We start from the raw sequence: 26,636 nt of genomic DNA on the forward strand, positions 1-26,636 counted from the left end.
AATTACGGCTTTAGATATTTGTAAATAGTAAATATATTCTTTTTCTTACTTAAATTAAATAGTAACTTAAATTTATTATTTGAATTATAGTACTTCTAAAAAATAAGAACAAAAGAATTCAATTCTAAATTGTTATAAAAATCATATTTTTGGTACAATTTGTTAAATTACTACAAAATATACTACATTTGTATCTGTAATTAATAATAGAAAAATACATATGATACTTTTAGTAAGCAAAAATTTTGAACATTTAGCCGGAGATTTTCCAGCTGAGGTGTTTGGATGCGTATGTATTTTTATGAAATTATAATGTAAAGTTTAGAGTTTAACTCATCATAAAATAGAAAAGCGTCCTCATTTCAGGGCGCTTTTTTTGTTTTGGAGCACTTCGACTTCGGTAAAAAGCACTTCGACTTCGCTCAGTGTGACATCTAGGCAAACCAAAACTAAAAATATTTAAAAAAAATAATTGACCAAATGTTTAATGATTAATCAAAATAGCGAAATATAATCTTGAAAAGTAATCTGATGAGTAACAGTCATTTGATAAAAAGATAAATCTGCACCAGTATGCGGACAGGGATTTCTTTGTTTTAATTTGAAGGTTAATTAATTGATAGTCAGAAAATTAATCTTAAAAAATATTTGGAAATATGATTTTTTCGATATTATCTTTGCCTAACAAAATTGAAACAAAGAGTTTCTAATAACAACGCAGCAACAACAATTAAAAAAAATAAAACAATGAGTTTTAAATTATACATATACAACCCAAGACTAGCAGCCGCGACTTCGAATAGCGAATGCTTTTACATATCGGTGCATCAATATAGGCAATAGGATAATTATATCGTATTTGTTATGAAGCACCTTTAATTAGGTGCTTTTTTTTGCCTTAGGGGCAAAGGTTCAAAGGGGCAGAGAGACAGAGAAAAAACTTAGTATCTCAGCACCTAAGAACCTCAGAAGCTTAAAAAAAATAAACAATAAAAATTTAAGGATGAATCAAAAAATAGGACTTAGGTCAGACTATAGTGGTCAAACAGATAAAGTGGAATTTAATGAGTTGCCATTTGCCTCGAGAAGAAAGATGGATTTGGAGCTTATTAACCTATGGAAGGAAAAGGTGAATTTTAAGGAAATTATATATATCATTTAGAGATGTTTCTCTGTTAAAGCAATGGTGCTTTTGAACTTTTGTGATATTGGATTTCTTAGAAAAGCCTTCGATTTCCTGAGATTCCCAAGAATTACAAAATCAAAATACCATGCAAAACAATACATTACAACAATATAAAAACGCAATTAGAAAAAAATACGAGTTAGAAAAAGAAGGCAGATACTTTGATTATTTGTACAAACCTTCTCGTGGAAAACTTCGTGATTTATGCTGGTTGATTTTCGAAAATAACCCAACAAAAGAGGATTTAAATGTTTTTAGCAATCTCTTGGGCTTAGATTTCGATCACAGTAAAAAGAATAAGTTTAAGGAGAAGAAAGATAAGTTTAGACCTATCGAGACTTTCTTTAAAGGAGAAACAGATCCATCAAATATCGATGCTATAAATATGGCTGCAATTTTGGTTGATTTTGAGCCGCGTCCTTTTAAAAAGTTTTACGAAAATTCTAAAATTGGAGAAACAAAACCAGTTAAACGGATGGAGAAAGCTAAAGCAGTTTTTGAAAAAAAGAATGCTCTAAAAAAAGAAAAGGCTGAGAAAAAGTCTAAGAGAAGAAACTTCTTTAGAGATTTTAAAAGTATGTTTTTCTAGGCTTTTGCCACAAAGGCGCTAAGACACAAAGTTTTTTAGCCACTCTCGATAGCTATCGGGGTAAAGGATTGAAAAGATTATTAAAATCTGCTCAATCTGCGTGAAACTCATCTTATCGACCCTAGCGGTTAAAAAATAGTGAAAAACAATAGATGAAATTAGAATTTTCATTAAATAAAAAACGGCTGTCTAAAATTTTAGTCAGCCGTTTTTCTTTGGTTAATTATTTTGGAATTTTAATTGTGATCGTAGATTTTAGCGTAAAGATCTTTATAGATTTCTTTAATGATTTTACGTTTTAATTTTAGAGTAGGAGTAAGCTGTCCGCCATCGATAGACCAAACATCTGGAGTAAGCTCAAAACGTTTGATTTTTTCCCAGTTTCCAAATTTTTCATTGATGCTTTCGACTTCTTCATTTATACGCTTGATTACGTCGGCATTTGCACTAATTGCTGCATCTGTAGTTCCTAAAGTAATTTTATGAATTTTAGCCCATTCTTTTACAAACTCAAAATTGGGCTGAATAAAAGCACCTGGCATTTTTTCGCCATCACCAATTACCATAATCTGCTCAATAAAACGAGATTGTTTCATCGCATTTTCAATAATTTGCGGCGCAATATATTTTCCTCCTGATGTTTTGAACATTTCTTTTTTACGGTCGGTAATTTTTAAGAAACCTTCGCTGTCGATTTCTCCAATATCTCCCGTGTGGAAATAACCATCTTGCAAAGCTTCTGCTGTTTTTTCAGGATCTTTAAAGTAACCCAGCATTACATTTGGTCCTTTGCAAAGGATTTCTCCGTCTTCGGCAATTTTTACTTCGACGTTACGAATTGGTTTTCCAACAGTTCCAATTTTAAAACCTTTGTTTCTTTGGTCGTTTACAGCAATTACAGGTGATGTTTCAGATAAACCGTAACCTTCCATAACTGGAATTTCGGCAGCAGCAAAAACTCTTGTTAAACGTGGCTGTAAAGCGGCACTTCCAGAAACCATCAAATCTAAATTTCCTCCCAAACCTTCTTTCCATTTACTGAAAATAAGTTTGCGGGCAATTTTTAACTGAAATTCATACCAAGCGCCATTGGCTCCGTATGGTTCATATTTTAAACCTAAATCAATAGCCCAGAAAAAAAGTTTTTTCTTGATGCCTGTTAATTCGGCTCCTTTAGCATAAATTTTATCGTAAACTTTTTCTAAAAGTCTTGGTACAGCTGTAATTACATTTGGACGAACTTCTTTTAAGTTGTCGCTGATTTTTTCAATAGATTCTCCAAAATAAACTGAAATACCATAATATTGATAGATGTACAAAATCATTCTTTCAAAAATATGGCAGATAGGCAGGAAGCTTAATGCGCTGCTTTTTCCTGGATCAAACGGAATTCTTGGTGCACTGTCTAAAACATTAGAAACAATGTTTCTGTGCGAAAGCATAACACCTTTTGGGCGTCCTGTAGTTCCAGAGGTATAAATAATAGTGGCTAAATCATCCGTTTTTATACTGTCTTTTCTTGCTTCAACTTCGGTTTGATTGCTTTGGTCTTCACCAAGCGTTAGTAATTCAGACCAATGTTTGCAGCCTTCAATTTCATTAAAAGAATAAACTTCTTTTAGGGTCGGCACATTTGCTTTGATAAGATTTACTTTTTCAAGTACTTCTACATCCGAAACAAAGCAATAAATACTGCCGCTATGGTTCAAAATATATTCGTAATCTTCCTCAGAGATTGTTGGATAAATAGGCACGTTTTGCGCACCAGTCTGCTGGATACCAATATCCATAATATTCCACTCAGTACGGTTGTTTGAGGTAATTAGGGCAATTTTATCATCTTTTTGAACACCCATGCGCAATAATGCTCTCGAAACAGCATTTGCTTTTGCAATATATTCCTGGCTAGATGTTTTTTCCCAGACTCCATTTTTTTTAGTTGCTAACGCAACCGGAAGATCGTAAGTTTCTTGTTGATAATAGGGAAAATCAAAAAGGCGTGTGATTGAAACCATGTTTAATATATTGAATTTTATCGCAAATTAAATAAAAATTAGGTATAATTTTTAATTTTATGGAATTTTATGGGAAAATTTATAAGTACTTTTAAAAATCAACGAAAACGTTTTCTTTTTTGTAGTAAATTTTAGAAAAAACAAGAATTATTTATTTTCTAGGAGCGTTTTTTCGATTCAGAATCTTCAGAATAATCTTTGATTCGTTCGCCCATTATAAACATTTTTTTCTTGTTGAAATGAATGGAGAATTGAACATAAATCCAATCTTCTTCATTATTAGGTTTGTACCACATGGTATACGAAGCACTGTTGTAACCTTCTTTAAAAATTGGAATACCGTCTTCAGAACATTCGATTCCCCAGTTTATACTTTTTTTGGATAAATCTTCGTATTGAAAAGTTCCTGTTCCGTTAGCATTCAATTGTACAATTGGCTCGGTTTTTCCTTCGTATAAAAAGGTTCCTTCAATTGGATAACCAATTTTTGTTGTAATAAAATGATCGTGAATTTTATATTTTATTTTGTCAATCTTAATTTGTGCATGCGATTGAGCTGCGACTAGAAATAGCGCATAGAGGAGTGCTTTGTAAAATTTCATTCTATGTAGGTTAATTTGTTTTTGGAATGGGCCAAAAAGTTCTTGGGCGCGAACTTTTTGGCGAATATAGTTCAAATTTCAGTAGAAATTAGAATCCAAATTACAAGAATGAATATTTTTATTGTTGTGTAAAAAGCTATTCTGTAGAGAACTGATTTTCTAATAATTTTTCTTTAAAATCAGATTTAAAAGTATATGCAAAAGTCAGCATAAATGCACGAGTATCTGATTTGTTAGTTCTATTGTTGCTAAATAATAAAGTGTTGTTCTTATAACCGCTTTCGAGTGTGTTAAACATATCGGTAACAACCAAGCCTAAACGCGCATTTCCTTTTCCAAGTTTTTGCTGAAAACCCATATCTACATTATAAACCGGAATTCTTTTTCCTTGTGCTGTTGTTAAAGCCGAATTGTAATTTCCGATAATTTGGAGTTTTCCGCCTTTCCAAGGAACAAAATTATTGATGATTTTTCCGTACCAGCTAAAAGCATTTTTCACCACATCTTGAGTTAGATTTGTGGCGTCTATTTTTTGTTCAAAAGCGGTTAAACTAATATTAGCATCATAAAAAGAGAATGGTTTTAAGGTGAAGATGGTTTCTAAACCATAAGTTATCGTACTTCCTATGTTTCTTGGCTGCAGTAAAATTACACCATTGTCCTGTAATTCGGCATATTGTCTAATCGCGTCTTTTGCATTTCGGTAAAAAGCATTGGTCGAAAAAGAATAGTTTTCCCAGTTTTTATTGTAGCTTACTTCTGCAATATGAATAATTTCAGGTTTCAAATAAGGATTTCCGCCATGAGGATTTAACGCATCAGTAATATCAATAAACGGATTTAAATCGTCTAAATCTGGACGGTTAATACGCTTGCTGTAACCAAATTTGATAAATTCATCTGGTTTTAAATTCATTTGTAAAGAAGCTGATGGGAACAGTTTTAAATAATGATTTGAAAAATTATCAGTATTGTTCTGCGTTTTACCATTATTTGAAACCTGCTCTGCGCGAAGTCCTAAATTATATTTCCATTTAGGATTGTCAGTTTCGCCAATAAACGAATTCAGCATTCCGTAAACAGCATTTATTTGTTCGTTGTATTTAAAAGTATTGCTTGCCAAAGGATTAACAATATATTCGCCGTTTGTCAAATCAGTACTTTCAAAGTCTGAGTCAAAAAAACGAAACGTTCCTTTATATCCAGTTTCTACAATTGATTTTTCAGATACTGGAACCGTATAATTTACAATAGCATTCGAGATATTTTCATTTGTATAATTATGAGTTCTTTGCCATGCAGCATCGCCTATTTGTTGTTTATAAGCGTCATAATTATAAGTGTCAATATCAGTGTTCTCTTTGTGTTTGTTGAAAGAAGAAGTAATACTTGTATTTAGACTTTTTCTGTCGTCAGAAAATTTTCGATCATAATTAAAAGCAAGTTCGCCCACTTTTGTGCGTTCCAGTTCTAAAGAGTGACGTTTGTTGCTCGAAAAAAACTGATTTGCGCTTGTGTTTACCTGCGTGTACAAAGTTTCGTCATTGTCTTGATTTTCTAAATTTCCGAGTGCTTCAAACGAAAAGCTGTTTTTGTCGTTTGGAGTAAAATCGACGTTAAATTTTAAGTTTTGTAAACCTTCTGTACGAGCATCATCTCTATTTTGATGAATGTAATGTTCATCGTCTATGAAAAAATTAGTTCGATCAGCATTTATCTTTTTGGTTCTGCCGGCAAAACGATTATCGTAGGCCAAACCAAAATTCCATTTTTCAGTTTTATGATTTAACAATACAGAGCTGTTGATTCTTCCTTTAGCACCAAAACCAGCGCCTAGAACTACCGCTCCATTTATCCCTTGTTGATTGTTCTTTTTAAGCTTAATATTTATAATTCCGCTTTCAGCATTAGCATCATATTTTGCAGTTGGATTACTTATCACTTCGATACTTTCTATACTGCTTGCCGCAATTTGATCCATATTTGTAATGGCCGAATTTTTACCATTAATCAAAATCATTGGCGATTTTCCTCTTAGTGTTATACCGCCTTCAGCATCTACTGCAACTGTTGGAATACTCTTTAGCATATCAGTCGCCGTTCCGCCGGACTGCGAAATGTTTGAAACCGCATTAAAAACAAATCCCTCATCTGTTTTCTGAATTTGTTTTCGCTGAGACTTTACAACAACATCATTTAGTAAATTGGTATCGGTTTGTAATTTGATGGTTCCAATAGAAATCGGGCTGTCAGATACCTTTATTTTTTGAGAAATAGTTTTAAAACCAATTAGTTTAAATTGAAGTTGGTAATCTCCAGATTGAATGTTTTCTAAGGCAAAGTTTCCTAAAACATCGGTTACAGCATAATTGGCTGTTTTGGTAGAATCGCTGGCGCTTTTTAGAACTACATCGACAAATTCCACTGGAAGTTTTCCGTCAGTAATGTTTCCTTTTATAGCAGCGGTTTTTTGAGCAAAAGAAAATTGGCTTATAGTAAATAAGAAAATCAGCAGGGATAATTTTTGGATCATATTTTTCATGAAACAAAGATATTTACCAGAATGTTTACGCTTGCTTAAGCTGTCTTAAGATACCATTAAATTAATCTTAGAATAGTTTTAAATAGTTTAGTTAGCCACGAATTACACGAATTTCCACGAATGCATTGTGTGTAAAAGTTTGCCACAGATTAAAAGGATTCTCACAGATTATTTTTTGACAATGAAAAAAAATCATTTTAATCCTTATAATCTGTGGCTAAAAAAAATAATTCGTGAAAATTCGTGAAATTCGTGGCTATAAAAAAACGCCCGATAAATTCGGGCGCTTTTAGTAAAAATATATTTCTTAGTTTTTCTCAATCCATTTTCTGGCATTGACAAAAGCTTCATGCCAAGGCGAAACCTCGTCATTTCTGTCTTTTGGATAATGCGCCCAGTTCCATTGGAAAGTCGAACGCTCAATGTGAGGCATCATAACCAAATGTCTTCCTGTTTTATCACACATCATTGCTGTGTTATAATCAGAACCGTTAGGATTTGCAGGATAACCTTCGTAAGCATATTTAGAAACGATGTTGTATTGATCTTCTGCATAAGGTAGTTTGAATTTACCTTCTCCGTGAGAAACCCAAACTCCTAAAGTGCTTCCAGCCAATGTCGATAACATAACCGAATTGTTTTCCTGAACTGTTACAGAAGTAAAGATACTTTCGTGTTTGTTACTTTCGTTATGGTGCATTTTTCCGTGAACTTCATGTTCTGGATTAATCACTTCCAATTCCATAAACAACTGACATCCGTTACAGATTCCAACAGAAAGAGTATCTTCTCTTTTGAAGAAATTATCTAAAGCTGTTTTTGCTTTTTCATTGTATAAGAAAGCGCCAGCCCATCCTTTAGCAGAACCTAAAACGTCAGAGTTAGAGAATCCACCAACAGCACCAATAAACTGAATGTCTTCAAGCGTTTCACGACCAGAAATTAAATCCGTCATGTGAACGTCTTTTACGTCAAATCCAGCTAAGTACATTGCATTTGCCATTTCGCGCTCAGAATTACTTCCTTTTTCACGAATAATAGCCGCTTTTGGTCTTGGTTTTGAATTGTCGATTTCTGGTTTTTTTCCCGTAAAGTGCGCAGGGAAAGTATAATTTAAAACCTGATTTTTATAGTTTTCGAAACGAGCTTTTGCTGTTCCGTTTTTAGATTGTTTTTGATCTAATAAATAAGAAGTTTCAAACCAAAGATCTCTGTAAGTTGGAATATCTAATTTGTAATCTCCAATTTCTAAAGTTGCAGTTTCTTGAACTGAACCGATTTTGAAGAATTCAATATTATTAGCATTTAATTTAGCTTCAACAGCCGAATCAGATTTAGCTTGGAATACGATTCCAATATTTTCAGCGAAAAGGATTTTCAATAAGTCTTTTTCTGCGAAAGCGCTGAAATCAATTTTTGCTCCAAGGTTTACATCAGCAAAACACAATTCTAATAAAGTGGTGATTAAACCACCGCTTCCGATATCGTGACCCGCTAAAATTTGGCTTTCGCCGATTAATTCCTGGATTGTGTTAAAAGCATTTTTGAAGAAAGAAGCGTCTTTAATAGTAGACGTTTCGTTTCCGATTGTGTTTCTAATTTGTGCAAAAGATGAACCTCCTAATTTGAAATCATCCTGAGACAAATTGATATAATAGATTGAATCTCCGTTTTTCTGTAAAACCGGTTCAACTACTTTTCTAATATCAGTACAGTTTCCTCCAGCCGAAATAATAACCGTTCCCGGCGCAATTACTTCGTCATTTGGATATTTTTGTTTCATCGAAAGTGAATCTTTTCCTGTCGGAATATTGATTCCCAATTCAATTGCAAATTCTGAACAACCTTCAACAGCAGCGTATAAACGAGCGTCTTCACCTTCGTTTTTACAAGCCCACATCCAGTTTGCAGATAATGAGATTCCTTTCAACTGATCTTTAATTGGCGCCCAGATAATGTTTGATAACGATTCTGCGATAGCATTTCTACTTCCTGCAACAGGATCAATTAAAGCAGCAATAGGAGCGTGTCCAATAGAAGTTGCAATTCCTTCTTTTCCTAAATAATCCAGAGCCATAACTCCAACATTATTCAAAGGCAATTGTAACGGACCTGCATTTTGTTGTTTCGCAACTTTTCCTCCAACACAACGGTCAACTTTATTAGTCAACCAGTCTTTTGAAGCAACAGCCTCTAAACGTAAAACGTCTTTTAAATATGATTCGAAATCTGCAGCGTCATAAGCAATATCAGCATATTTTCTGTCGATAGTTTTATCTGTCATAACCGTTTTAGGAGAACTTCCGAAGAAATCTTCTAAAGCATAATCCATCGGTTTTGAACCATTTGATTTTGATTGGAAAGTAAAACGGTGATCTCCTGTTACATCTCCAACCTGATACATTGGCGAACGCTCTCTATCAGCAATTCTTTGTAAGGTATCAATATCTTTTTGACCAATAACCAATCCCATTCTTTCCTGAGATTCGTTACCAATAATTTCTTTAGCAGAAAGTGTTGGATCTCCAACTGGCAATTTATCCAAATCGATTAAACCTCCAGTTTCTTCCACTAATTCTGAAAGACAGTTTAAGTGTCCACCTGCACCGTGATCGTGAATAGAAACAATTGGATTATTATCACTTTCTACTAAACCACGAATCGCGTTTGCAGCACGTTTTTGCATTTCTGGATTTGAACGCTGAATCGCATTTAATTCGATTCCTGAACCGAAAGCTCCAGTATCTGCAGAAGAAACCGCAGCACCACCCATTCCGATTCTATAATTTTCTCCACCAAGAATTACGATTTTATCGCCTTCTTGTGGTTTCTTTTTAATAGATTGATCTAGTTTTCCGTATCCAATTCCACCCGCTTGCATGATTACTTTATCGTAACCAATTTTGCGATCGTTTTCTGAATGTTCGAAAGTTAAAACAGAACCTGTAATTAAAGGCTGTCCAAATTTATTTCCGAAATCTGAAGCTCCGTTTGAAGCTTTGATTAAAATATCCATTGGGGTTTGGTACAACCATTTTCTTTCTTCAAGAGCATTTTCCCATTTTCTGTCATCGTTCAAACGAGAATATGAAGTCATATAAACTGCAGTTCCTGCTAATGGCAATGAACCTTGTCCTCCCGCTAAACGGTCACGAATTTCTCCTCCTGAACCTGTTGCAGCACCATTGAAAGGTTCAACTGTTGTTGGGAAATTGTGTGTTTCTGCTTTTAATGAGATAACAGAATCAAATTCTTTTATTTCGTAAAAATCAGGTTTGTCAGCTGATTTTGGTGCAAATTGCTGCACTTTTGGTCCTTTTACAAAAGCAACGTTGTCTTTGTAAGCAGACACAATATCGTTAGGATTTTCCTGTGATGTTTTTTTGATTAATTTAAAAAGAGAAGTCTCTTTTTCTTCACCGTCAATTACAAATGTTCCGTTGAAGATTTTATGACGACAGTGTTCTGAATTTGCTTGTGAGAAAGCAAAAATCTCAGAATCAGTTAATTTTCTTCCTAGTTTAGTTGCAAGATTATTTAAGTAATCAACTTCTTCGTCACTTAAAGCTAAACCTTCAGCTTTATTGTAAGTTGCAATATCATCAATTTCCAGAATTGGTTCCGGCTGAATGTTGATAGTGAAGATTTCTTGATCTAATTCGTTGAATTTTTGAAAAAGCATCGGGTCAAAATCAGTGAAATTTTCCGTTGCTGGATGAAATTCTTCAATTCTGATAATGCCCGGAACACCCATGTTTTGAGTGATTTCTACAGCATTTGTGCTCCATGGTGTGATCATAGTGGCGCGAGGACCAACAAAAAAACCCGTCAATGCGGATTTTTCGATCTTATTCGAGTCGGCAAAAAGCCAGTTTAATTTTGAAATGTCTTGAGCTGAAATTTCGTTTTGCGTCTGTACGGCAAAAACAGTTTTGCTTTGGTTTTCAAAGAAATGGATCATTGTTTTGTGTAGTTTGTTGTATTGAGGTGCAAATTTAATGTAAATAAATAGCAAGCGCAAATTTGATAACAAACTCTTTTGAAAAAAAATGAAGCTGAAATGATTTGTCGCGAAGGCACTAAGGCATTAAGTTTTTTACAAAGGAATTTCTTTGTCTATTTTACTCGCAAAGATGCGAAGTCGCAAAGTTTCTATAAATATAGCCAATAGTTTCAACCATTGGGACACAATATGGTCACGATCTGTTTCCCGTGGTTGAAACCACGGGCTATGTTGTAAAAAAAAGTCAATTAAACTTAAAAAAACTTCGAGCCTTAGTGCCTTCGTGGCAAAATAAATTATTTCGGAAAGTCTTTACTCTGATAAGCACCCAAATCTGGTGGTGAAGTTCTTGTAACTCCTAAAATATCCTGCAGAATTATATACGACTGATTTCCTTTCGCGAAAGCGGCAGAAGTTTTGTCGATATTGAATTTATTCTGATTGACATTATAAAACTTCGGATTTTCATTCAGAATGATGTTGCTGTAATGTTGCGTATCCGTTTTAAATTGATAATCAGGATTTGTTGTTGAACTGCTGAATTTTAAAAGACAATTATTTAATTGATAAACAAATGGTGCATTTGTGTTTTTGCTCAAATTAAATTCGTTGGTGTTTGAACCATAAATTATACAATTGTTGAAAGTTGCCTGCGTCAGCGCATTTGTTTCGGGCATTTTGCCTGCCAAACTATTGCTTACACTAACTGCAAATTGTGAATTGATTTGCCAATTGTTATAAAAAGTGCAATGTGTAAAACTATAGTTTCCGCCGTAAACACAGGATAAACTGGCTAGTCCGGCATAATTTATAACTAGATTTTCTCCGTTAATTCGGGCGTTTTGTGCTAAAATTCCATATTCAGCACAATTATAAACTTGGGTATTTTTAATTTGAATTGTGTTAACTGAATTTCTGATATTTAATCCCGTAATCGCATTTTTTAAAGTTAAATTTTTGATTGAATGGTTATTACTTCCGTTTTCAAGAATAACTGATTTCCATTGTCCAGGAATATCCGAATAAAGGGATTCTAGTCGATCGCCTTCAAAAATAACTTCATTTTCAAGTTTTTCTGTTGTTGAAGTAGTTCCGTTAATTTGAAGAGAAGCATTTTTGCCAACATATAATCCTGAGTTGGTATGAAAGTGAACTCTTGCGCCAGCTTCAAAAGTTACTGTTTTGTTTTCTGGAACTCCTGCGTAACCATAAATTACATAAGGTTTTTGTTTGGTAAAAAGTAATTCATTTCCGTTTACAGGATCATTTTCGTTGAGATAAAATCCATCAACATCTTTGCCGTCAATTTTGATTTTCTCTTTTGTTCCGTTTGGATTTTGATTCGGATATAAAAAAACTGCGTCCTGAATTAAGGTTACCAAAGCGACTTGCTGCAGATTTGCACCGCTGTCAAATTGAATTTCATCGGTATATAAAAAATCGGCTGGATTTGCATCTGTAATATCTGCAGTGGTTTCAATAAAAATGTACAAACTGTCTTTTGCTAAAAGCGTAACATTGTTGAAAATTTTACCATTATTGCCACTCATGCCATCAACAGTCATTCGGTATTTTGAACTTAGTCCTTTTTTGAATTGTACGACTGGAATTGATATGTCATTTTTACTTCGATTATAGACTTTTAGTTGATAAGTACTTGAGCCAATATTTTTAAAAACGGTGTCTAAATAAACGGTGTCTTTAGAAAACTTTAGATCTCCAGAACTGGCAACGGTATCAAAGTCAGTTCGGCAAGAACTAAAAACTAAAATTAAACCCAGAACGAAGATTGCAAAGTATTGACGCATTTAAAAGTTTTTTTAGCCACAGATTAAGAGGGTTAAAAAGATTTTTTCTTTGCCACGAATTCCGCGAATTTTCACAAATTAAATTGAAATAAAATTCGTGGAAATTTGTGTAACTAGTTGCTATATTTTTAGAATCCTTCTAATCTGTGCAATCTGTGGCTAAAAAAAATCAGCCAAAGATTTGATTGTTTTTGTAAAAATAACAAAAAACCTACAGGTTTGAAGTTGAATTTTAAATTTTAGTCCCGAAATTTCGGGAGGATTTTAGATTTATGTGTTATCTTTCTTTAATTTTACGATTTTAAAGTTTATTTAATGAATTATACAAAAGAACAGATTTTAGCGTACTGCAATGAATTTTCTAAAAATACATTGATGGAAACGCTGAAAATAGAATATATAGATGCTGGCGAAGATTTTTTAACGGCAAAAATGCCTGTAAACCCAAGTGTTCATCAGCCAATGGGATTATTGCACGGCGGCGCTTCTGTAGCTTTGGCAGAAAGTGTGGGAAGTGCAGCTTCTCATTTTTTTATTAATGCCAAGGAACAAGAAGTTCGCGGTATCGAAATTTCGGCAAATCATTTAAAAAGTATTCGTGAGGGTGTTGTTTTTGGAACTGCCCGAATTATTCATAAAGGAAGAAGTCTTCATCTTTGGGAAATTAGAATTACGGATGAAGCAGGAAATTTGATTTCGCTTTGCAAATTGACGAATATGGTTTTGGATAGAAAGAAAAGTGAATAAATTATGAATCCATTTTTCTTAAAAATTAAAAAACATAAAGAGCTGAATTTACCTTTTGTACTTTATTCAAAACCCAATACTACTGATCTTGTTGGTGTTTTACAACAAAATAATACTTTATATACCGTTTCAGATTACAGCGAAAAAGGATTTGTGTTCGCTTCTTTTGATGAAAAACAACTGGTTCTGATTCCTGAAAATGAATCGGAGATTATTACTGCCGAAAAAGAAATTACTTCATTTGAATCCATCGAAGTTGATGATTTAAGTTTTTATGCTGAAGCTAAATTTCAATACGAATATTTGGTTGCACAGGGAATTCAAGCCATCAAAAATGAAGAGTTCAAAAAGGTAGTTTTGTCAAGAAGCGAAGTGGTGCCTTTAATTGAATTTGATTTTATTGGAACTTTTCAGCATTTGGTTCAGTTATATCCAGCGACTTTTTGTTATTGCTTTTTTCATCCGAAAATAGGACTTTGGATGGGAGCGACACCTGAAAAACTGCTAAAAGCAAATGAAAATGTTTTTGAAACTATGGCTTTGGCGGGAACGCAGAAAGATAATCTGCAAACTGAAATTGTCTGGCAGCAAAAAGAAAAGGACGAACAGCAATTTGTAACTGATTTTATTGTAAAAAGGCTTAGAGAATTTACAGCTTCGGTTGTGGTTTCTGAACCATATAGTTTAAAGGCGGGTTCTATCTGGCATATTAAAACGGATATTTCGGGAGTTTTAAAAGATAAGTCAACTTTAGAAGAAGTTATTGATACGCTTCATCCAACGCCTGCGGTTTGTGGTTTACCAAAGAAAAAAGCAAAAGTTTTTATTATTGAAAACGAAAATTACGATCGTACTTTTTACAGCGGATTTTTAGGAGAGCTTAATAGTAGTTTTACAGGAAATAATGTAAGCTCTGATTTATTTGTAAATTTACGATGCATGCAGATTCAGGAAAACAAAGCCATTTTGTATATGGGCTGCGGTATTACCAAAGAAAGTGTTCCAGAAAAAGAATGGGAGGAAAGCGTCAATAAATCAATGACGATGAAAAGAGTATTGAGAGTTATGAGTTAGAAATTATGAGTTATGAATGGCTGTCTCCCTGAGCGTAGTCGAAGGGCGCAAAGGGCTTCGACTCCGCTCAGCCTGACAGTAAGAGTAAAATCTGAAACAAAAACAAACAAGAATAAAAAATGAAATTAGATATATTAGCCTTTGGTGCGCATCCTGACGATGTAGAATTGGGTTGTGCAGGAACAATTTTAAAAGAAGTTTCTCTAGGGAAAAAAGTTGGTGTTGTTGATTTAACGCGCGGCGAATTAGGAACACGCGGAACTGCTGAAACGAGAGATGAAGAAGCAAAAGCTGCAGCCAAAATTTTAGGAGTTGTCGTTCGTGAAAACTTAGGACTTCGTGATGGTTTTTTTGTAAACGATGAAAAACATCAATTAGAAGTCATTAAAATGATTCGTAAGTACAAACCTGAAATTGTTTTATGCAATGCTGTTGACGACCGTCATATCGATCATGGAAAAGGCAGTAAATTAGTTTCTGATGCTTGTTTTTTATCAGGATTAGTGAAAATAGAAACTTCTATAGATGGAGAGCCGCAAGAAGCTTGGAGACCAAAAGTGGTTTATCATTATATTCAATGGAAAAATATTGAGCCAGACTTTGTAGTTGATATTACAGGCTTTGAAGAAAAGAAGATCGAATCAATTTTGGCTTATAAAACACAATTTTATGATCCAAATTCAAATGAACCTGCGACACCAATTACGAGTAAAAACTTTTTAGAAAGTGTAAAATATCGTGCGCAGGACTTAGGACGCTTAGTTGGTAAAGATTTTGCCGAAGGTTTTACTGTTGAAAGGTGTTTGGCAGTCAATAGCTTAGAAGATTTGATTTAATTTTTATAAAAATTTTTCATTTTTTTCTTTGTAGAACTCAACCTTTGTTCTATATTTGCACTCGCTAAGCAAAAATGGTGGTTGTAGCTCAGCTGGTTAGAGTAGCGGTTTGTGGTGCCGCGGGTCGCCGGTTCGAACCCGGTCAGCCACCCAGATTTAAAGCCTTGAAGAAATTCAAGGCTTTTTTTGTGCGTTTAATTTTTTTTAAAGCATATAAGTGATATAGGTTCATTTTAGATTTTGGGTCTATTTCAATAAAATCAAATAGGTCATATTAGAAAACATAGCCAGCGGTTGAAACCGCAGGCACTATTTGAATATTAGCTTTTTTTTTAAGCTTTTGCTTTTTAACCTTAGTAATATCAGCTTTGATCTAAAATGACCTTATATCACTTATATGGTTTGAACAAAAAAAAAGCATGACAATTACATCATGCTTTTTGGTTGGTTATTATATTTGGTTGGTGTATTATCGAATTTCGTCAAATGTATTTCCCTGTTTTATATCGCCAGTTCTAAAACCCTTTTTAAACCAGTACATTCTTTGTTCTGATGTACCGTGTGTAAATGAATCAGGAACTACCTGACCTTGCATTTTGCTTTGTATTGCATCATCTCCTACAGCATTAGCTGCGCTCAAGGCTTCTTCAATATCTCCTTCATCCAGCGTTTCTTGGTTGTCATGTGCCCATACTCCAGCATAAAAATCAGCCTGCAGTTCTAAGGCTACCGAAAGTTTATTGGCTTCGGCTTGGCTTTTACCTTCTTGCGCTTGATGCATTTTTTCAGAGGTTCCTAGTAATGTTTGTACGTGATGGCCAATTTCATGCGCTATAACGTACGCAATGGCAAAATCACCACCCTCAGCACCAAATTTAGATTTTAGTTCTTCAAAGAAGCCTAAATCCATGTATACTTTTTGATCGCCTGGACAATAAAAAGGTCCCGATGCTGATGAAGCTCCGCCGCAAGCAGTATTTACAGAGCCTTTAAAAAGCACTAATTTTGGGTTTTTATAGGTCATGCCATTTTCGGCAAATATTTTACCCCAGGAATCTTCAGTTTTAGCCAAGACGGATCTAACAAAATGTCCCATTTCTTCATCTTCCTTACTTAATGGAGCAGCTGCTTCAGTTTGTGTCTGCTGCCCGCCTTGCATTTGTTCTAAAACCGGAGTGATAAACTGGGCATTTTCGCCGCCAAAAACATTTACTAACAAAATAATGATACCGATAATTCCACCTCCAACGGCTACTTTTCCGCCAGAAATTGATCTTCTGTCTTCAACGTTATCACTTTCTCTGCTTCCTTTCCATTTCATACTTTGCTGTTTTTTAAAAAGTTATGTTTGTTGTACGAATTTATATATTTTTTGGGAATTACATGTTATTGGAGGTAATTTACTTTTTTTATTTCAGCCATTTTGCCAAAATTTCTTCTACAATACCTTTCATAATAGGCTTTGAGATATAGTCGTTCATTCCTGCTGTTATGCATTTATTTCGTTCTTCTTTTTCGGCGCCTGCAGTTACGGCAATTATTGGCGTATGCTCTCCTGTTATTGTACTTCTTATGGCTTTGGTGGTTTCGTATCCATTCATAATTGGCATTTGAATGTCCATAAAAACAAGTGTAGGATTAATGCCTTCAAATTGTTTTACAGCTTCATAACCATTTTCACATTCGTAAATAATAGAATTGCTGTATAAATTTGAAATGATGGTTTTTAGCAGCAACATATTGACTTTGTTGTCCTCAACGATTAAAAATTTAATTTTCTCATTGTTTGAATTATTGTTAATTTGATCGTATTCTGAGTTTAAAGTTTTGAGTTTAGTATTATTTTTTTCTGTCCCGCTTTGGTTTCTGGTTTTTAAATTTAAATCGAAGAAAAAATTACTTCCTTCGCCAATTTTACTTTCCAGCTGCAGTCGGCTGTCCATTAAAGCTAATAGCTGATTAGATATTGTTAATCCCAGTCCGGTTCCCCCAAATTTTCTAGTTGTGGAGCTGTCTGCTTGCGAAAAAGCTTTGAATATTTTCTTCTGATTTTTTTCAAGAATTCCAATACCTGTATCTATAACAGAGAAGCGCATTATGTAATTGTTGTTCTTTGCTTTTTTAAGAACAGAAACATTTAGTCTGATAGAGCCTTCATTGGTAAATTTTACGGCGTTTGAAAGCAGATTAATTAAAATCTGTTTTAAACGGACAATGTCTGTCCAGATGTATTTAGGAACTTCTGGATCGATATTTAATTCCAGTTGAAGATTCTTCTGATTAGATTCAAAAATAATTAAATCAAAAACTTGTCCCAGTACTTTTTTAATGTCGTATAAGTCGATAAAGAGTTCAAGTTTTCCAGCTTCAATTTTAGAAAAATCTAGTATGTCGTTTATGATTTCTAATAAGGAATGGGCAGATTGATTAATAGTTGTGGTATATTTTTCCTGAATTCCTTCAAGTTCAGTCTGCATTAATAAATGCGTAAAACCAATTATACCATTTAGAGGTGTTCTGATTTCGTGTGATATATTAGCAAGAAAATCTGATTTTGATTTGTTTGCTGCTTCCGCCAGTTGTTTTGCTTTTATAGCGTCTTCGGTCACTTTTTTGTTTGTAATGTCAAAATAAATACCGCCTACGAATTCTATTTCATCTCCTTTTTTTATGACATCACCAAATTCTTCGATCCAAATGTATTCACCAGTTTTTCTTTTAATTCGGTAAACATTATGAAGCGGAATTCCGTTTTGAAGATTGTGGATTTGATTTTTAATTACTTTTTCACGATCGTTGTGGTGAATAAGTGATAAAAAGGATAAGTTGTTTTCTATAAATTCAGCTTTAGAATAACCTGTTAAGTTTTTAATCTCGTCGTTTAAGAAGATTTTGGTTGATATTGCGTCAAATTTTGACAGGTAAACTGTTCCAGGAATATTGTTGGCAATTAACTTAAATTTCTCTTCGCTTTCTAGGATTTTAGCCTCATTTTGATTTCGCTCTAGTGCCGATGAAATATTATTGGCTAAAACCTGAAAGATGTAAATTTCTTCTTCAGACCATTTTCGTTCAGAAGTGCAGTCGTCAAAGCCTATAAAACCAGTAAAAACATCATTGATATACAAGGGCAGAATCAGAATTGATTTTATTTGATTGTCAAGCAAAAGTTGTTTAAAAAAGGTTTTTTTGAGTTTACGCGTATACGTTTTCAAAATACTTTTGTTAAGTACAGCCTTATGAATTTCTTTTAGATTGTCTTCGGTTAATTGTTTTAATGGTGTTATTTGATGTTCTACACCGTTTCTTGACCACTTGTATTTTTGAGTAAAAGTATTGGTCAGAAAGTCTTTTTCATAATAAAACATATGATCTGCTTTTGAGGCTTTTCCTATTAGATCATAAGTTTCCTGAAACATTTCTTCGGTAGATTTGCTAAGTAAAAATTTCTCTGTACAAAGTGAAAGTGCTGAAAGCAGCTGACTTTTAAATTCTAATTTGCGCTCTGCATCTAATCTCATTTGCGATGAAATTGCAAGTGAAATTACATCTGATATGGTTTTAGCATAGTTAATGTCTTCATTGTCCCAATCTCTTTTTTCTTCTGTGCTTTCAAAACAAACTACACCAACCAGTTTTCCGTTCAAGAAAATAGGAACGTCGAGCATTGATTTTATGTTGTTTTTTGTAAAGTAGAGTCTTTGAAATTCTGATGTTTCTAGTTTATTAAAAACATCTGGAGCGTTTATGACAACTTTATTTTTTAGTGTTTCAAAATAGATCGGATAAGATTCCTGATCTAATATATTTTTGTCACTTGGACTTTGATTGTCGCTGCTAAATAAGTTTTTGCAAGTAATTAGGTCTTTTCGATATTTCCAAAAACTGACTCTGTTTGATTTGCTTACTATCGATGCTTCTTTAATAATGTAGTCAAGAACTGTGTTTAAATTGTGGTATTTGCTAAAGTCAGCAGTTGATAGTTTTTTGGTGGAGTTATTGTATGCTTCAATTTTTTCGAGACGTCTTTTTTTCTCGTTTTCAGCATTTTTAGTTTCGGTAATATCTCTTGCAATTCCGGCGTAACCAGTTGTTTGACCTAAATCATTTTTACGGATAATAATGTTTTGAGAAATCCATATTTCTTGTCCGTTTTTCTTTAAAATAGGAATTTCGATCGTAGGGAATTTGTTTTCGTTGATTACAATATTTTCATAAAAATCTACAGCGCTTATTGAGTAGCTTTCGTGAATAAAATTTGAATAATGATGTTTTAATATTTCATTTTCTGTGTAGCCTAGAAGTGTGTAAGCGAATTCATTTATGAATGTAAAATTACCATCGGCATCAATTTCAAAAATAATATCTCTTGCAGTCTGAATTAGGTTTTTGTATTGGTCTTGTACATTAAATTGTTCTGTTACGTCCTGTCCGATACTAATAATTAAATCTTCAGTAAATTTTTTATCTTTCCATTGAATGTGTTTGTATTCGCCGTTTTTACTTTTGAGCTTCCAAGTATAAGTTTTGTTTTCTTCCCGATCTAGTGTTGGTTCTTTTTCGTTATGCTCGTTTTCTTTTGCAAAGTGCCAAAAGTTTAAACCAATAACTTCTTCCGGCTGATAACCTAAAATAGAATAAATGGTTTCGCTGCAAAATAGTATTTTACCTTTCTGGTTTGTTGCAATTGTTAATGAACTTCCTTTTTGAACAATTTCATTTGCAAATCGATAGTTGTCATCATTGTTTGATAAAACGGCATATTTTACATGATTAACAATGAAAATTAAAATGCAAAAATTAATTAATAAAACAGAAGATTTTATCGGGATTAAATGAAAGGAAACGGTCGAAAGAAGAAATATAAACGTGAGACCTACAAAAAACCAATATATTTTTATTGGTTTTAAAATATTATACGAGAAGAAAAAGGAGATTAAAAAAACAATAACAGGAACAACATCGTTGCTGAGACGAACAATATTATAACATACATAGCTTATGTATATAAAAAAACAAGTAATAAATATGTTCTGAATTTTGTCGCGCAGCCATTTTATTTTATCTACCAGCAGGTAAATGAACAGGACAAAGAATCCAATCGAAACATTTGTTACTAATAAGCTTTTCGGGCGGATTTTGAAAATCTCATTAATGATCTCGATTACAATAACCGCAATTCCAAAAAATAAAATGTAAAGCTGATATTCTTTTTTAGCTGTTTCGGCTTCTTTCGTTTTTTCAATAAAATACCCAATTTTAGTTTTAATTTTAAAAAACTGGTAGATTAATAATGCCAAAAAAGCAGCTAATGAAAGTCCGAGTATAATAAGTTTTGGACTATTGAAAAAAATAATGTCGGGGCTCAGAGCGTATGATTTTGTCATGATTGATTTCAGAGAATTACCAAAAGCGGTAATTCCTGAAATCAATACATTGAAAAAACTATAGCTTTCCGTCATATATTTTGAGAGAGTTAGTTTTCGTAAACAACATTTTAAAAAATTCTAAAAAGATGTGTTTGAACTCTTTTTATTTGAATTTTTTGCTTTTTATTCGAAATCTGATTGTCCGATAGAATCAATTGAATCTTGCTCTTCTTCTTCGCTGAAAATTGAAAAATAAGTCGCATAGGTAATCGATGTATTGAAAACAGCTGTAAAAATAACACCAACACAACAAGCTACAAGACCTACTAATGAGCCAAGAAATCCAACTATAAATAGGCAGAATATTATAACAGGGTTTTTACTTACCAAGATTATACTTGATTTAATAGCATCTATGGCTTTTAAATTTCCAAAAATGATTAGTGGAATTGTAAAAAAGGTAAAAAAATTGATGAATAAAGACACTCCCGTTCCTAAATATCCTAAGCCTAAGCTTTCTGTAGAGTAAGAAATTCCATTAGTAACAAGTCCTATAATAAAAGCAACTGCAAATAATTGAACAAAGTACGGAGCTCTATAATAAGTAAAAATTGTAGAAACATTAAATTCTTCGTCTTTATCTGCACAATCAGCCATTTTTAAGAATCCTGCGCCCAGAGGAGCAAATACAGCGGTAACGGCAGCAAGTGAAACAGCAGTTATTACTTGTTGAATGTAGCTTAGGTTTTGAATTTGAAAATTTTCTAAGAAATTCTCAGACAGGCTTTTAACGCCGTAAAAAGTTACAGCTAATCCCATAATTACAATTACTACTACGACTGAAAATACTAGAATTATTAGCCCGGAATACAATGCAATTTTTTTGAAATTTTCAAGGGCATAGTTGAAAATAGTTGAAAAATCTATTGAATAGCCATTTTTTTTGATGTCTTCAATTTGGTCAAGTGTAGCTTTCATTTTAAGAGTAAAATTGTTAAATATAGTTTGTGTTTGGTACCATAATAGTCAATGGTAAATATAGTATATTTAATCAATTTCGTCTAAAAAACCCAGAATTGTTTTTGCCTCTTAAATCCAGCTTAATACCCTTTTTATTGAAGCTAATTTGTCTTTGTAAGGAGCGTAGCGCATAGGTAAATCAAGCCAGTTTGCTTTTTTTACAATTGCTTTATGATGAGAGAAAGTATCAAAGCTCCTTTGACCATGATAAGCCCCGATACCGCTGTGCCCGACACCGCCAAAAGGAAGTCTTTTGTTCGAAAAATGAATTACACTGTCGTTGATACATCCGCCTCCAAAAGAATAGCTTGTGATCATTTTTTTTGCAAACGATTTATCGTCGCTAAAAACATAAAAAGCAAGAGGTTTTTCGTAACGACTTATTACGTTATGAATGTCGTCTTCAGTTTCATAAACAAGAATTGGTAAAATTGGGCCAAAAATTTCTTCGCTCATTACTGGACTGTCTAAACTTGGCTCTTCAATTAGGGTAGGAGATATGTAAAGTTTGTCGGCATTAGTTTCACCTCCAAAAATGACTTTATCACGTTCAATCATCTGATCTAAACGCACCCAGTTTTTTGTATTAATTATACGTGCAAAATCCGGAGATTTGTCCATTTTTTTACCGTAAGCTTTTATGATTTCTTCCATTAAGAAAGTAACAAAGTTTACTTTCATATTTTTTTGAATCAAAATATAATCTGGTGCAATGCAAGTTTGTCCCGCATTAATAAATTTTCCCCAGACAATTCGCTTTGCTGCAAGTTTTAGATTAGCAGTTTCATCAATAATACAAGGGTTTTTTCCGCCTAGTTCAAGAGTTACGGGAGTAAGATTTTCGGCAGCAGCTTTGGCAATTACTTTTCCAACCGTAACACTGCCCGTAAAGAAAATATAATCCCAGCGTTTTGCTAGTAATTTATTAGAAACTTCAACGCCGCCCTCAAAAACTTCGACATGATTAATATGGAAAGTCTTTTCAATAAGTTTTGCAATTATTGCAGAAGTATGGGGAGTAAGTTCTGAGGGTTTTAAAACCACTCTGTTTCCTGCTGCAACGGCAGCAATAAGCGGACATAAAGCTAATTGAAATGGATAATTCCAAGGAGCAATAACCAGTACATTTCCGTAAGGTTCTTTGTAAATGTAATCTGTAGAAGGAAAATTAAGCAGAGAAGGAAAAACTCGTTTTGGTTCTGCCCAAGCATTAATATTTTTGATCGTATCTTTTAATTCTGAAATAACATAATTTGTCTCCGTCAGGACAGCTTCAAATTCAGGCTTTTTAAAGTCATCGTACAAAGCTTGTACAATTAAATCTTCGCTTTTTTGAATGTTATACAATAACTTTTTGAGCGTTTCTTTTCTGTACCCGATGTCGTTTTTATAGTCCATTTTATGATCAGCTTGTTTTTGTCTATGCAAGTTAATCGATAAAATTTAAAAAATTAACAATTATATCATAAAAATCAAATGGCATTCCAAACCGTTTCATCAGGTGTTGGCGCTATGATAGTTATGTTTTCTTTGGATACAGGATGAACAAAAACTAATTTTCTGGCATGAAGATGAATGCCGCCGTCAGGATTACTTCGGTCAAAACCGTATTTCAAATCTCCTTTTATGGGAGATCCAATTGCTGCTAATTGCGCACGAATTTGATGATGACGTCCTGTATGAAGATTAATTTCCAGCGCCGTATAATTTTGAAGTTCTTTGATTATTTTATAATCTAAACTAGCTAGTTTGCTGTCTGGAACTTCTTTTAAATGCGCTTTTGATGTATTGTTTTTTTCGTTTCGTTTTAAATAATGTACCAATTTAGCAGATGCTTCTTGAGGTTTATTCTTTACAACTGCCCAATACGTTTTTTGAGTTTCACGATTACTGAACAATTCATTCATTCGTGACAATGCTTTACTGGTTCTCGCAAAAACAACAATACCAGTTGTAGGACGATCTAGTCGATGAATCACACCCAAAAAAACATCGCCGGGTTTATTGTATTTGGCTTTTATGTATTCCTTTACAATATCAGATAATGGTTTATCTCCCGTTTTATCACCTTGAACAATATCGCCTACGCGTTTATTAACCACAATAATGTGATTGTCTTCATGAAGAACTTGGAGATTGTTTTTGTCTGAAATAATTTTCATAATTAGACTGGCTTAGACTGCTTAGATTTTTAGACTGACTTAGATTTATTAGACTTTAGATTGACTTGGACTTCTTAAATTTTAGTTTTTTTTACAATAAAGTTGCTCTAAATCTAGAAGTCATTTTAGTGATTTCTTCTAACATACTAATTAGTTCTGTTGTGTTTTCTTCATTTAGAAAACCTAAATCAGATGAAATCAAAAGTTGAGTTTCAACTTCATAAGCAGATCCAATAGCAATTTCTAAAAATCTAGCAAAATCTTTATTCGAATTTCTCGAAGAACCTTCAGCTATATTTGAAGGAATGGATACAGCAGCCCTTCTTAATTGATTAATTATTCCGAACTTTTCATCATTAGGAAAAGTTGATGTTATTGAATATATTTTAGAACAAAATAATCTACTTTTTTTCCAAATCAAAAGTTCTTTGAATTGATGCATAATTTTTGATTTATATATTTCTAGACTTCTTAGATTTTTAAAAGAATAAAAAAATCTAAGAAGTCTAGAATCTAAGAAGTCTAAGATAGTCTAGACTTAATATTGTTCATTAGAATTTGGGAAATCACTAGACTTAACATCGGCTGCATATTGACCAATAGCTGTTGTCATTTCTTCGTATAAATTTAAGTAACGACGTAAAAAACGCGGGCTAAATTCGTTGTTCATTCCTAACATATCATGAATAACTAAAACTTGTCCGTCAACGCCTCCTCCGGCACCAATTCCTATAACTGGAATTGAAATACTTTCAGCTACTTTTTTAGCTAGATCGGCAGGGATTTTCTCCAGAACAACTCCAAAACAACCAATTCTCTCCAGCATTTTAGCATCTTCAATTAATTTTTCTGCTTCAGCATCTTCTTTAGCACGAACGCTGTAAGTTCCAAATTTATAAATTGACTGAGGAGTTAAACCCAAATGTCCCATAACTGGAATACCTGCGTTTAGTATTTTTTTAATTGATTCTTTAATTTCTTTTCCGCCTTCAAGTTTTACTGCATGTCCGCCGCTTTCTTTCATAATTCTGATAGAAGAGCGTAAAGCTTCTTTTGGGTCAGATTGGTAGCTTCCAAAAGGTAAATCTACTACAACCAAAGCTCTTTCGACAGCACGAACTACAGACGAAGCATGATAGATCATTTGGTCTAAAGTAATTGGCAAAGTCGTTTCGTGACCTGCCATAACATTTGATGCAGAATCACCCACCAAAATCACATCGACTCCTGCGGTATCAACAATTTTAGCCATTGTATAATCATAAGCAGTAAGCATAGAGATTTTTTCTCCGTTGCTTTTCATTTCTATTAATGACTTTGTTGTGATTCTTTTATAATCTTTTTTTGCTACTGACATTTTATTTTTTTTTGATGATGTAAAAGTATTGAATAATTGTAAATTGAGAATCAGCAATAAAAGAATATTTCGATGCTGTATAGTTTTCCGTCTTTAAATTCTATTCTAATTTGACTGTCTTCCATTAATATAGAATAGATATGAGGCCATTTTAATGAAGCTTCGATATAAGTCCCATATTTTTCAATGAAAGCTTTTTCGGACATGGTATTGTCCAAAACTGAACCTGAATTTAAGATTAACTTGTTGTTTTCATTGATAAAAACCTTAACAATTTCGGCTTGATTCTGTTTTTCATCTACAGATGCGTGTAAGTCTGGGTAATAATAAAACAAGTCACTTAAATAAATACCGCATTCATCACCTACGCTCGCTTTTTTTGCTGGTTCTCCAAATATTTTTAATAAGTCTTTTTGAGTTAAGAAAAGTGATTTTGTTTTGACTCCTTTCAATGAAAATTCGGCTTTTTTGACAAATGCACTAATTTGTTCTGGCAGCTTATGTTTGGTCAAGCCTTTTGCAAGTGCCATATTCAATTCGGTATCAGCGATTAATTTAGGATCATTTAACTGTTTGACAACTTCATAATAGCGTTGATAGGCTGGAGTTAATTTGTCATATTCACTATTCCAAGCTAATTCAACAATTCGTTCGCTGATTGTTTTACGTTCCGTTATTGCATTAACATCAAGTTTGTCGAAGTCTTTTAATAAAGTTTCAAAGTTTGGTCTTGCTCCAAGGAATTTTCTTAAAGTGAATTTTGCGTATTCTTCATCAAAATTACCATTGATGTTAACCCATTCTTCTGAATTTTTTGGAAGATAATTTACAGGTACTGGGTCACCAGTAAATAAAATTTCTCTGATCTTGGAGTTTTTATCTGGTAAAGCTCTCGCTTTTAAAGCTGCAGCTAAAACAAATAAATGATTACCGCCATAATAAGCGTCGCCGCCTTCTAAAATTGGGTTTTCATTATCTTTTATCTTAACATCTCTAGCGTTTAAACTTTTGGCTACAAATTTCTCAGGAATATAACCTTCGTTGAAATTATCGGCTTGTATTTTATACCAGCCATTTTTACTTTCAGATAATAATCGAACTTCAGCTCCATATTTAAAATAACCCAAGAAATCAGCATCAGTATTAGCTGCCGTATAAAGTCGAGTATCTGAGTTTAGAAAATAGCGCTGTTGCGAATGCAGTAAAACAGAGCAAAAAAGAAGTAAAAAGTAACGTTTTTTCATGAAATTGTTGTTTAGGCATTCCCGATAGCAATTGAGGTAAAAAGATTTAGACCGATTTTTTATTTCACGCAGATTTAAAATG

The 26,636-nt window shown here is 33.3% G+C and carries 17 protein-coding genes and 1 tRNA gene; 5 read left to right on the forward strand and 13 right to left on the reverse strand.

The window, feature by feature from the left end:
• Positions 1 to 1,271 precede the first annotated feature (1,271 nt).
• Positions 1,272 to 1,775, forward strand: a complete 504-nt coding sequence (locus tag BOW55_RS10110) for a hypothetical protein (RefSeq protein ID WP_129024027.1) — start codon at positions 1,272 to 1,274, stop codon at positions 1,773 to 1,775.
• Positions 1,776 to 2,011: 236 nt separating this feature from the next.
• On the opposite strand, the gene BOW55_RS10115 is transcribed toward BOW55_RS10110, so the two are convergent.
• From BOW55_RS10115 to BOW55_RS10135, 5 genes are all read right to left on the reverse strand, one after another.
• Complete coding sequence (locus BOW55_RS10115; protein WP_129024028.1) at positions 2,012 to 3,790, reverse strand: long-chain fatty acid--CoA ligase; 1,779 nt, start codon at positions 3,788 to 3,790, stop codon at positions 2,012 to 2,014.
• A gap of 158 nt (positions 3,791 to 3,948) precedes the next feature.
• Complete coding sequence (locus tag BOW55_RS10120; RefSeq protein WP_129024029.1) at positions 3,949 to 4,392, reverse strand: hypothetical protein; 444 nt, start codon at positions 4,390 to 4,392, stop codon at positions 3,949 to 3,951.
• A 136-nt stretch (positions 4,393 to 4,528) separates the two neighbouring features.
• Positions 4,529 to 6,934, reverse strand: coding sequence for a TonB-dependent receptor domain-containing protein (locus BOW55_RS10125; protein ID WP_129024030.1), 2,406 nt, complete (start codon positions 6,932 to 6,934; stop codon positions 4,529 to 4,531).
• Between the two features lie 307 nt (positions 6,935 to 7,241).
• A complete protein-coding gene (purL, locus tag BOW55_RS10130) occupies positions 7,242 to 10,895 on the reverse strand; it encodes a phosphoribosylformylglycinamidine synthase (RefSeq protein WP_129024031.1) in 3,654 nt (1,217 codons plus the stop codon).
• A gap of 338 nt (positions 10,896 to 11,233) precedes the next feature.
• Entirely contained in the window at positions 11,234 to 12,745 is a 1,512-nt protein-coding gene (locus tag BOW55_RS10135) for a hypothetical protein (protein ID WP_129024032.1), read from the reverse strand.
• A gap of 315 nt (positions 12,746 to 13,060) precedes the next feature.
• Between BOW55_RS10135 and BOW55_RS10140 the strand changes: the two genes are divergently transcribed.
• From BOW55_RS10140 to BOW55_RS10155, 4 genes are all read left to right on the forward strand, one after another.
• A complete protein-coding gene (locus BOW55_RS10140; protein ID WP_129024033.1) occupies positions 13,061 to 13,492 on the forward strand; it encodes a PaaI family thioesterase in 432 nt (143 codons plus the stop codon).
• A gap of 3 nt (positions 13,493 to 13,495) precedes the next feature.
• Entirely contained in the window at positions 13,496 to 14,566 is a 1,071-nt protein-coding gene (locus tag BOW55_RS10145; protein WP_129024034.1) for a chorismate-binding protein, read from the forward strand.
• A gap of 119 nt (positions 14,567 to 14,685) precedes the next feature.
• Positions 14,686 to 15,402 carry a bacillithiol biosynthesis deacetylase BshB1 gene (gene bshB1, locus BOW55_RS10150; RefSeq protein ID WP_129024035.1) on the forward strand — a complete coding sequence of 239 codons (717 nt, stop codon included), beginning with the start codon at positions 14,686 to 14,688 and terminating at the stop codon, positions 15,400 to 15,402.
• Positions 15,403 to 15,479: 77 nt separating this feature from the next.
• Positions 15,480 to 15,553 (forward strand) — tRNA-His (locus tag BOW55_RS10155).
• A 318-nt stretch (positions 15,554 to 15,871) separates the two neighbouring features.
• On the opposite strand, the gene BOW55_RS10160 is transcribed toward BOW55_RS10155, so the two are convergent.
• The 8 genes from BOW55_RS10160 to BOW55_RS10195 all read right to left on the reverse strand — a co-directional run bounded on the left by BOW55_RS10160 (position 15,872) and on the right by BOW55_RS10195 (position 26,554).
• Positions 15,872 to 16,723: a neutral zinc metallopeptidase gene (locus BOW55_RS10160; RefSeq protein WP_089053211.1), complete on the reverse strand. Its 852-nt coding sequence runs from the start codon at positions 16,721 to 16,723 to the stop codon at positions 15,872 to 15,874.
• Positions 16,724 to 16,811: 88 nt separating this feature from the next.
• Positions 16,812 to 20,864, reverse strand: coding sequence for a PAS domain S-box protein (locus BOW55_RS10165; RefSeq protein ID WP_129024036.1), 4,053 nt, complete (start codon positions 20,862 to 20,864; stop codon positions 16,812 to 16,814).
• Positions 20,865 to 20,954: 90 nt separating this feature from the next.
• Positions 20,955 to 21,749, reverse strand: coding sequence for a hypothetical protein (locus BOW55_RS10170; RefSeq protein ID WP_129024037.1), 795 nt, complete (start codon positions 21,747 to 21,749; stop codon positions 20,955 to 20,957).
• A gap of 111 nt (positions 21,750 to 21,860) precedes the next feature.
• Positions 21,861 to 23,189, reverse strand: a complete 1,329-nt coding sequence (locus BOW55_RS10175) for an aldehyde dehydrogenase (protein WP_129024038.1) — start codon at positions 23,187 to 23,189, stop codon at positions 21,861 to 21,863.
• Positions 23,190 to 23,263: 74 nt separating this feature from the next.
• A complete protein-coding gene (locus tag BOW55_RS10180) occupies positions 23,264 to 23,953 on the reverse strand; it encodes an RluA family pseudouridine synthase (protein ID WP_129024039.1) in 690 nt (229 codons plus the stop codon).
• Between the two features lie 91 nt (positions 23,954 to 24,044).
• The gene (locus tag BOW55_RS10185) at positions 24,045 to 24,395 is read right to left on the reverse strand and encodes a four helix bundle protein (protein ID WP_129024040.1); all 351 of its coding nucleotides are present in this window, start codon (positions 24,393 to 24,395) and stop codon (positions 24,045 to 24,047) included.
• Positions 24,396 to 24,491: 96 nt separating this feature from the next.
• Positions 24,492 to 25,310 carry a 3-methyl-2-oxobutanoate hydroxymethyltransferase gene (gene panB, locus BOW55_RS10190; RefSeq protein ID WP_089053217.1) on the reverse strand — a complete coding sequence of 273 codons (819 nt, stop codon included), beginning with the start codon at positions 25,308 to 25,310 and terminating at the stop codon, positions 24,492 to 24,494.
• 50 nt (positions 25,311 to 25,360) lie between these two features.
• Positions 25,361 to 26,554 carry an SH3 domain-containing protein gene (locus tag BOW55_RS10195; protein WP_129024041.1) on the reverse strand — a complete coding sequence of 398 codons (1,194 nt, stop codon included), beginning with the start codon at positions 26,552 to 26,554 and terminating at the stop codon, positions 25,361 to 25,363.
• Positions 26,555 to 26,636: the final 82 nt, after the last annotated feature.

The sequence above is a fragment of the Flavobacterium sp. YO12 genome (assembly GCF_004119495.1).
GTDB lineage: Bacteria > Bacteroidota > Bacteroidia > Flavobacteriales > Flavobacteriaceae > Flavobacterium.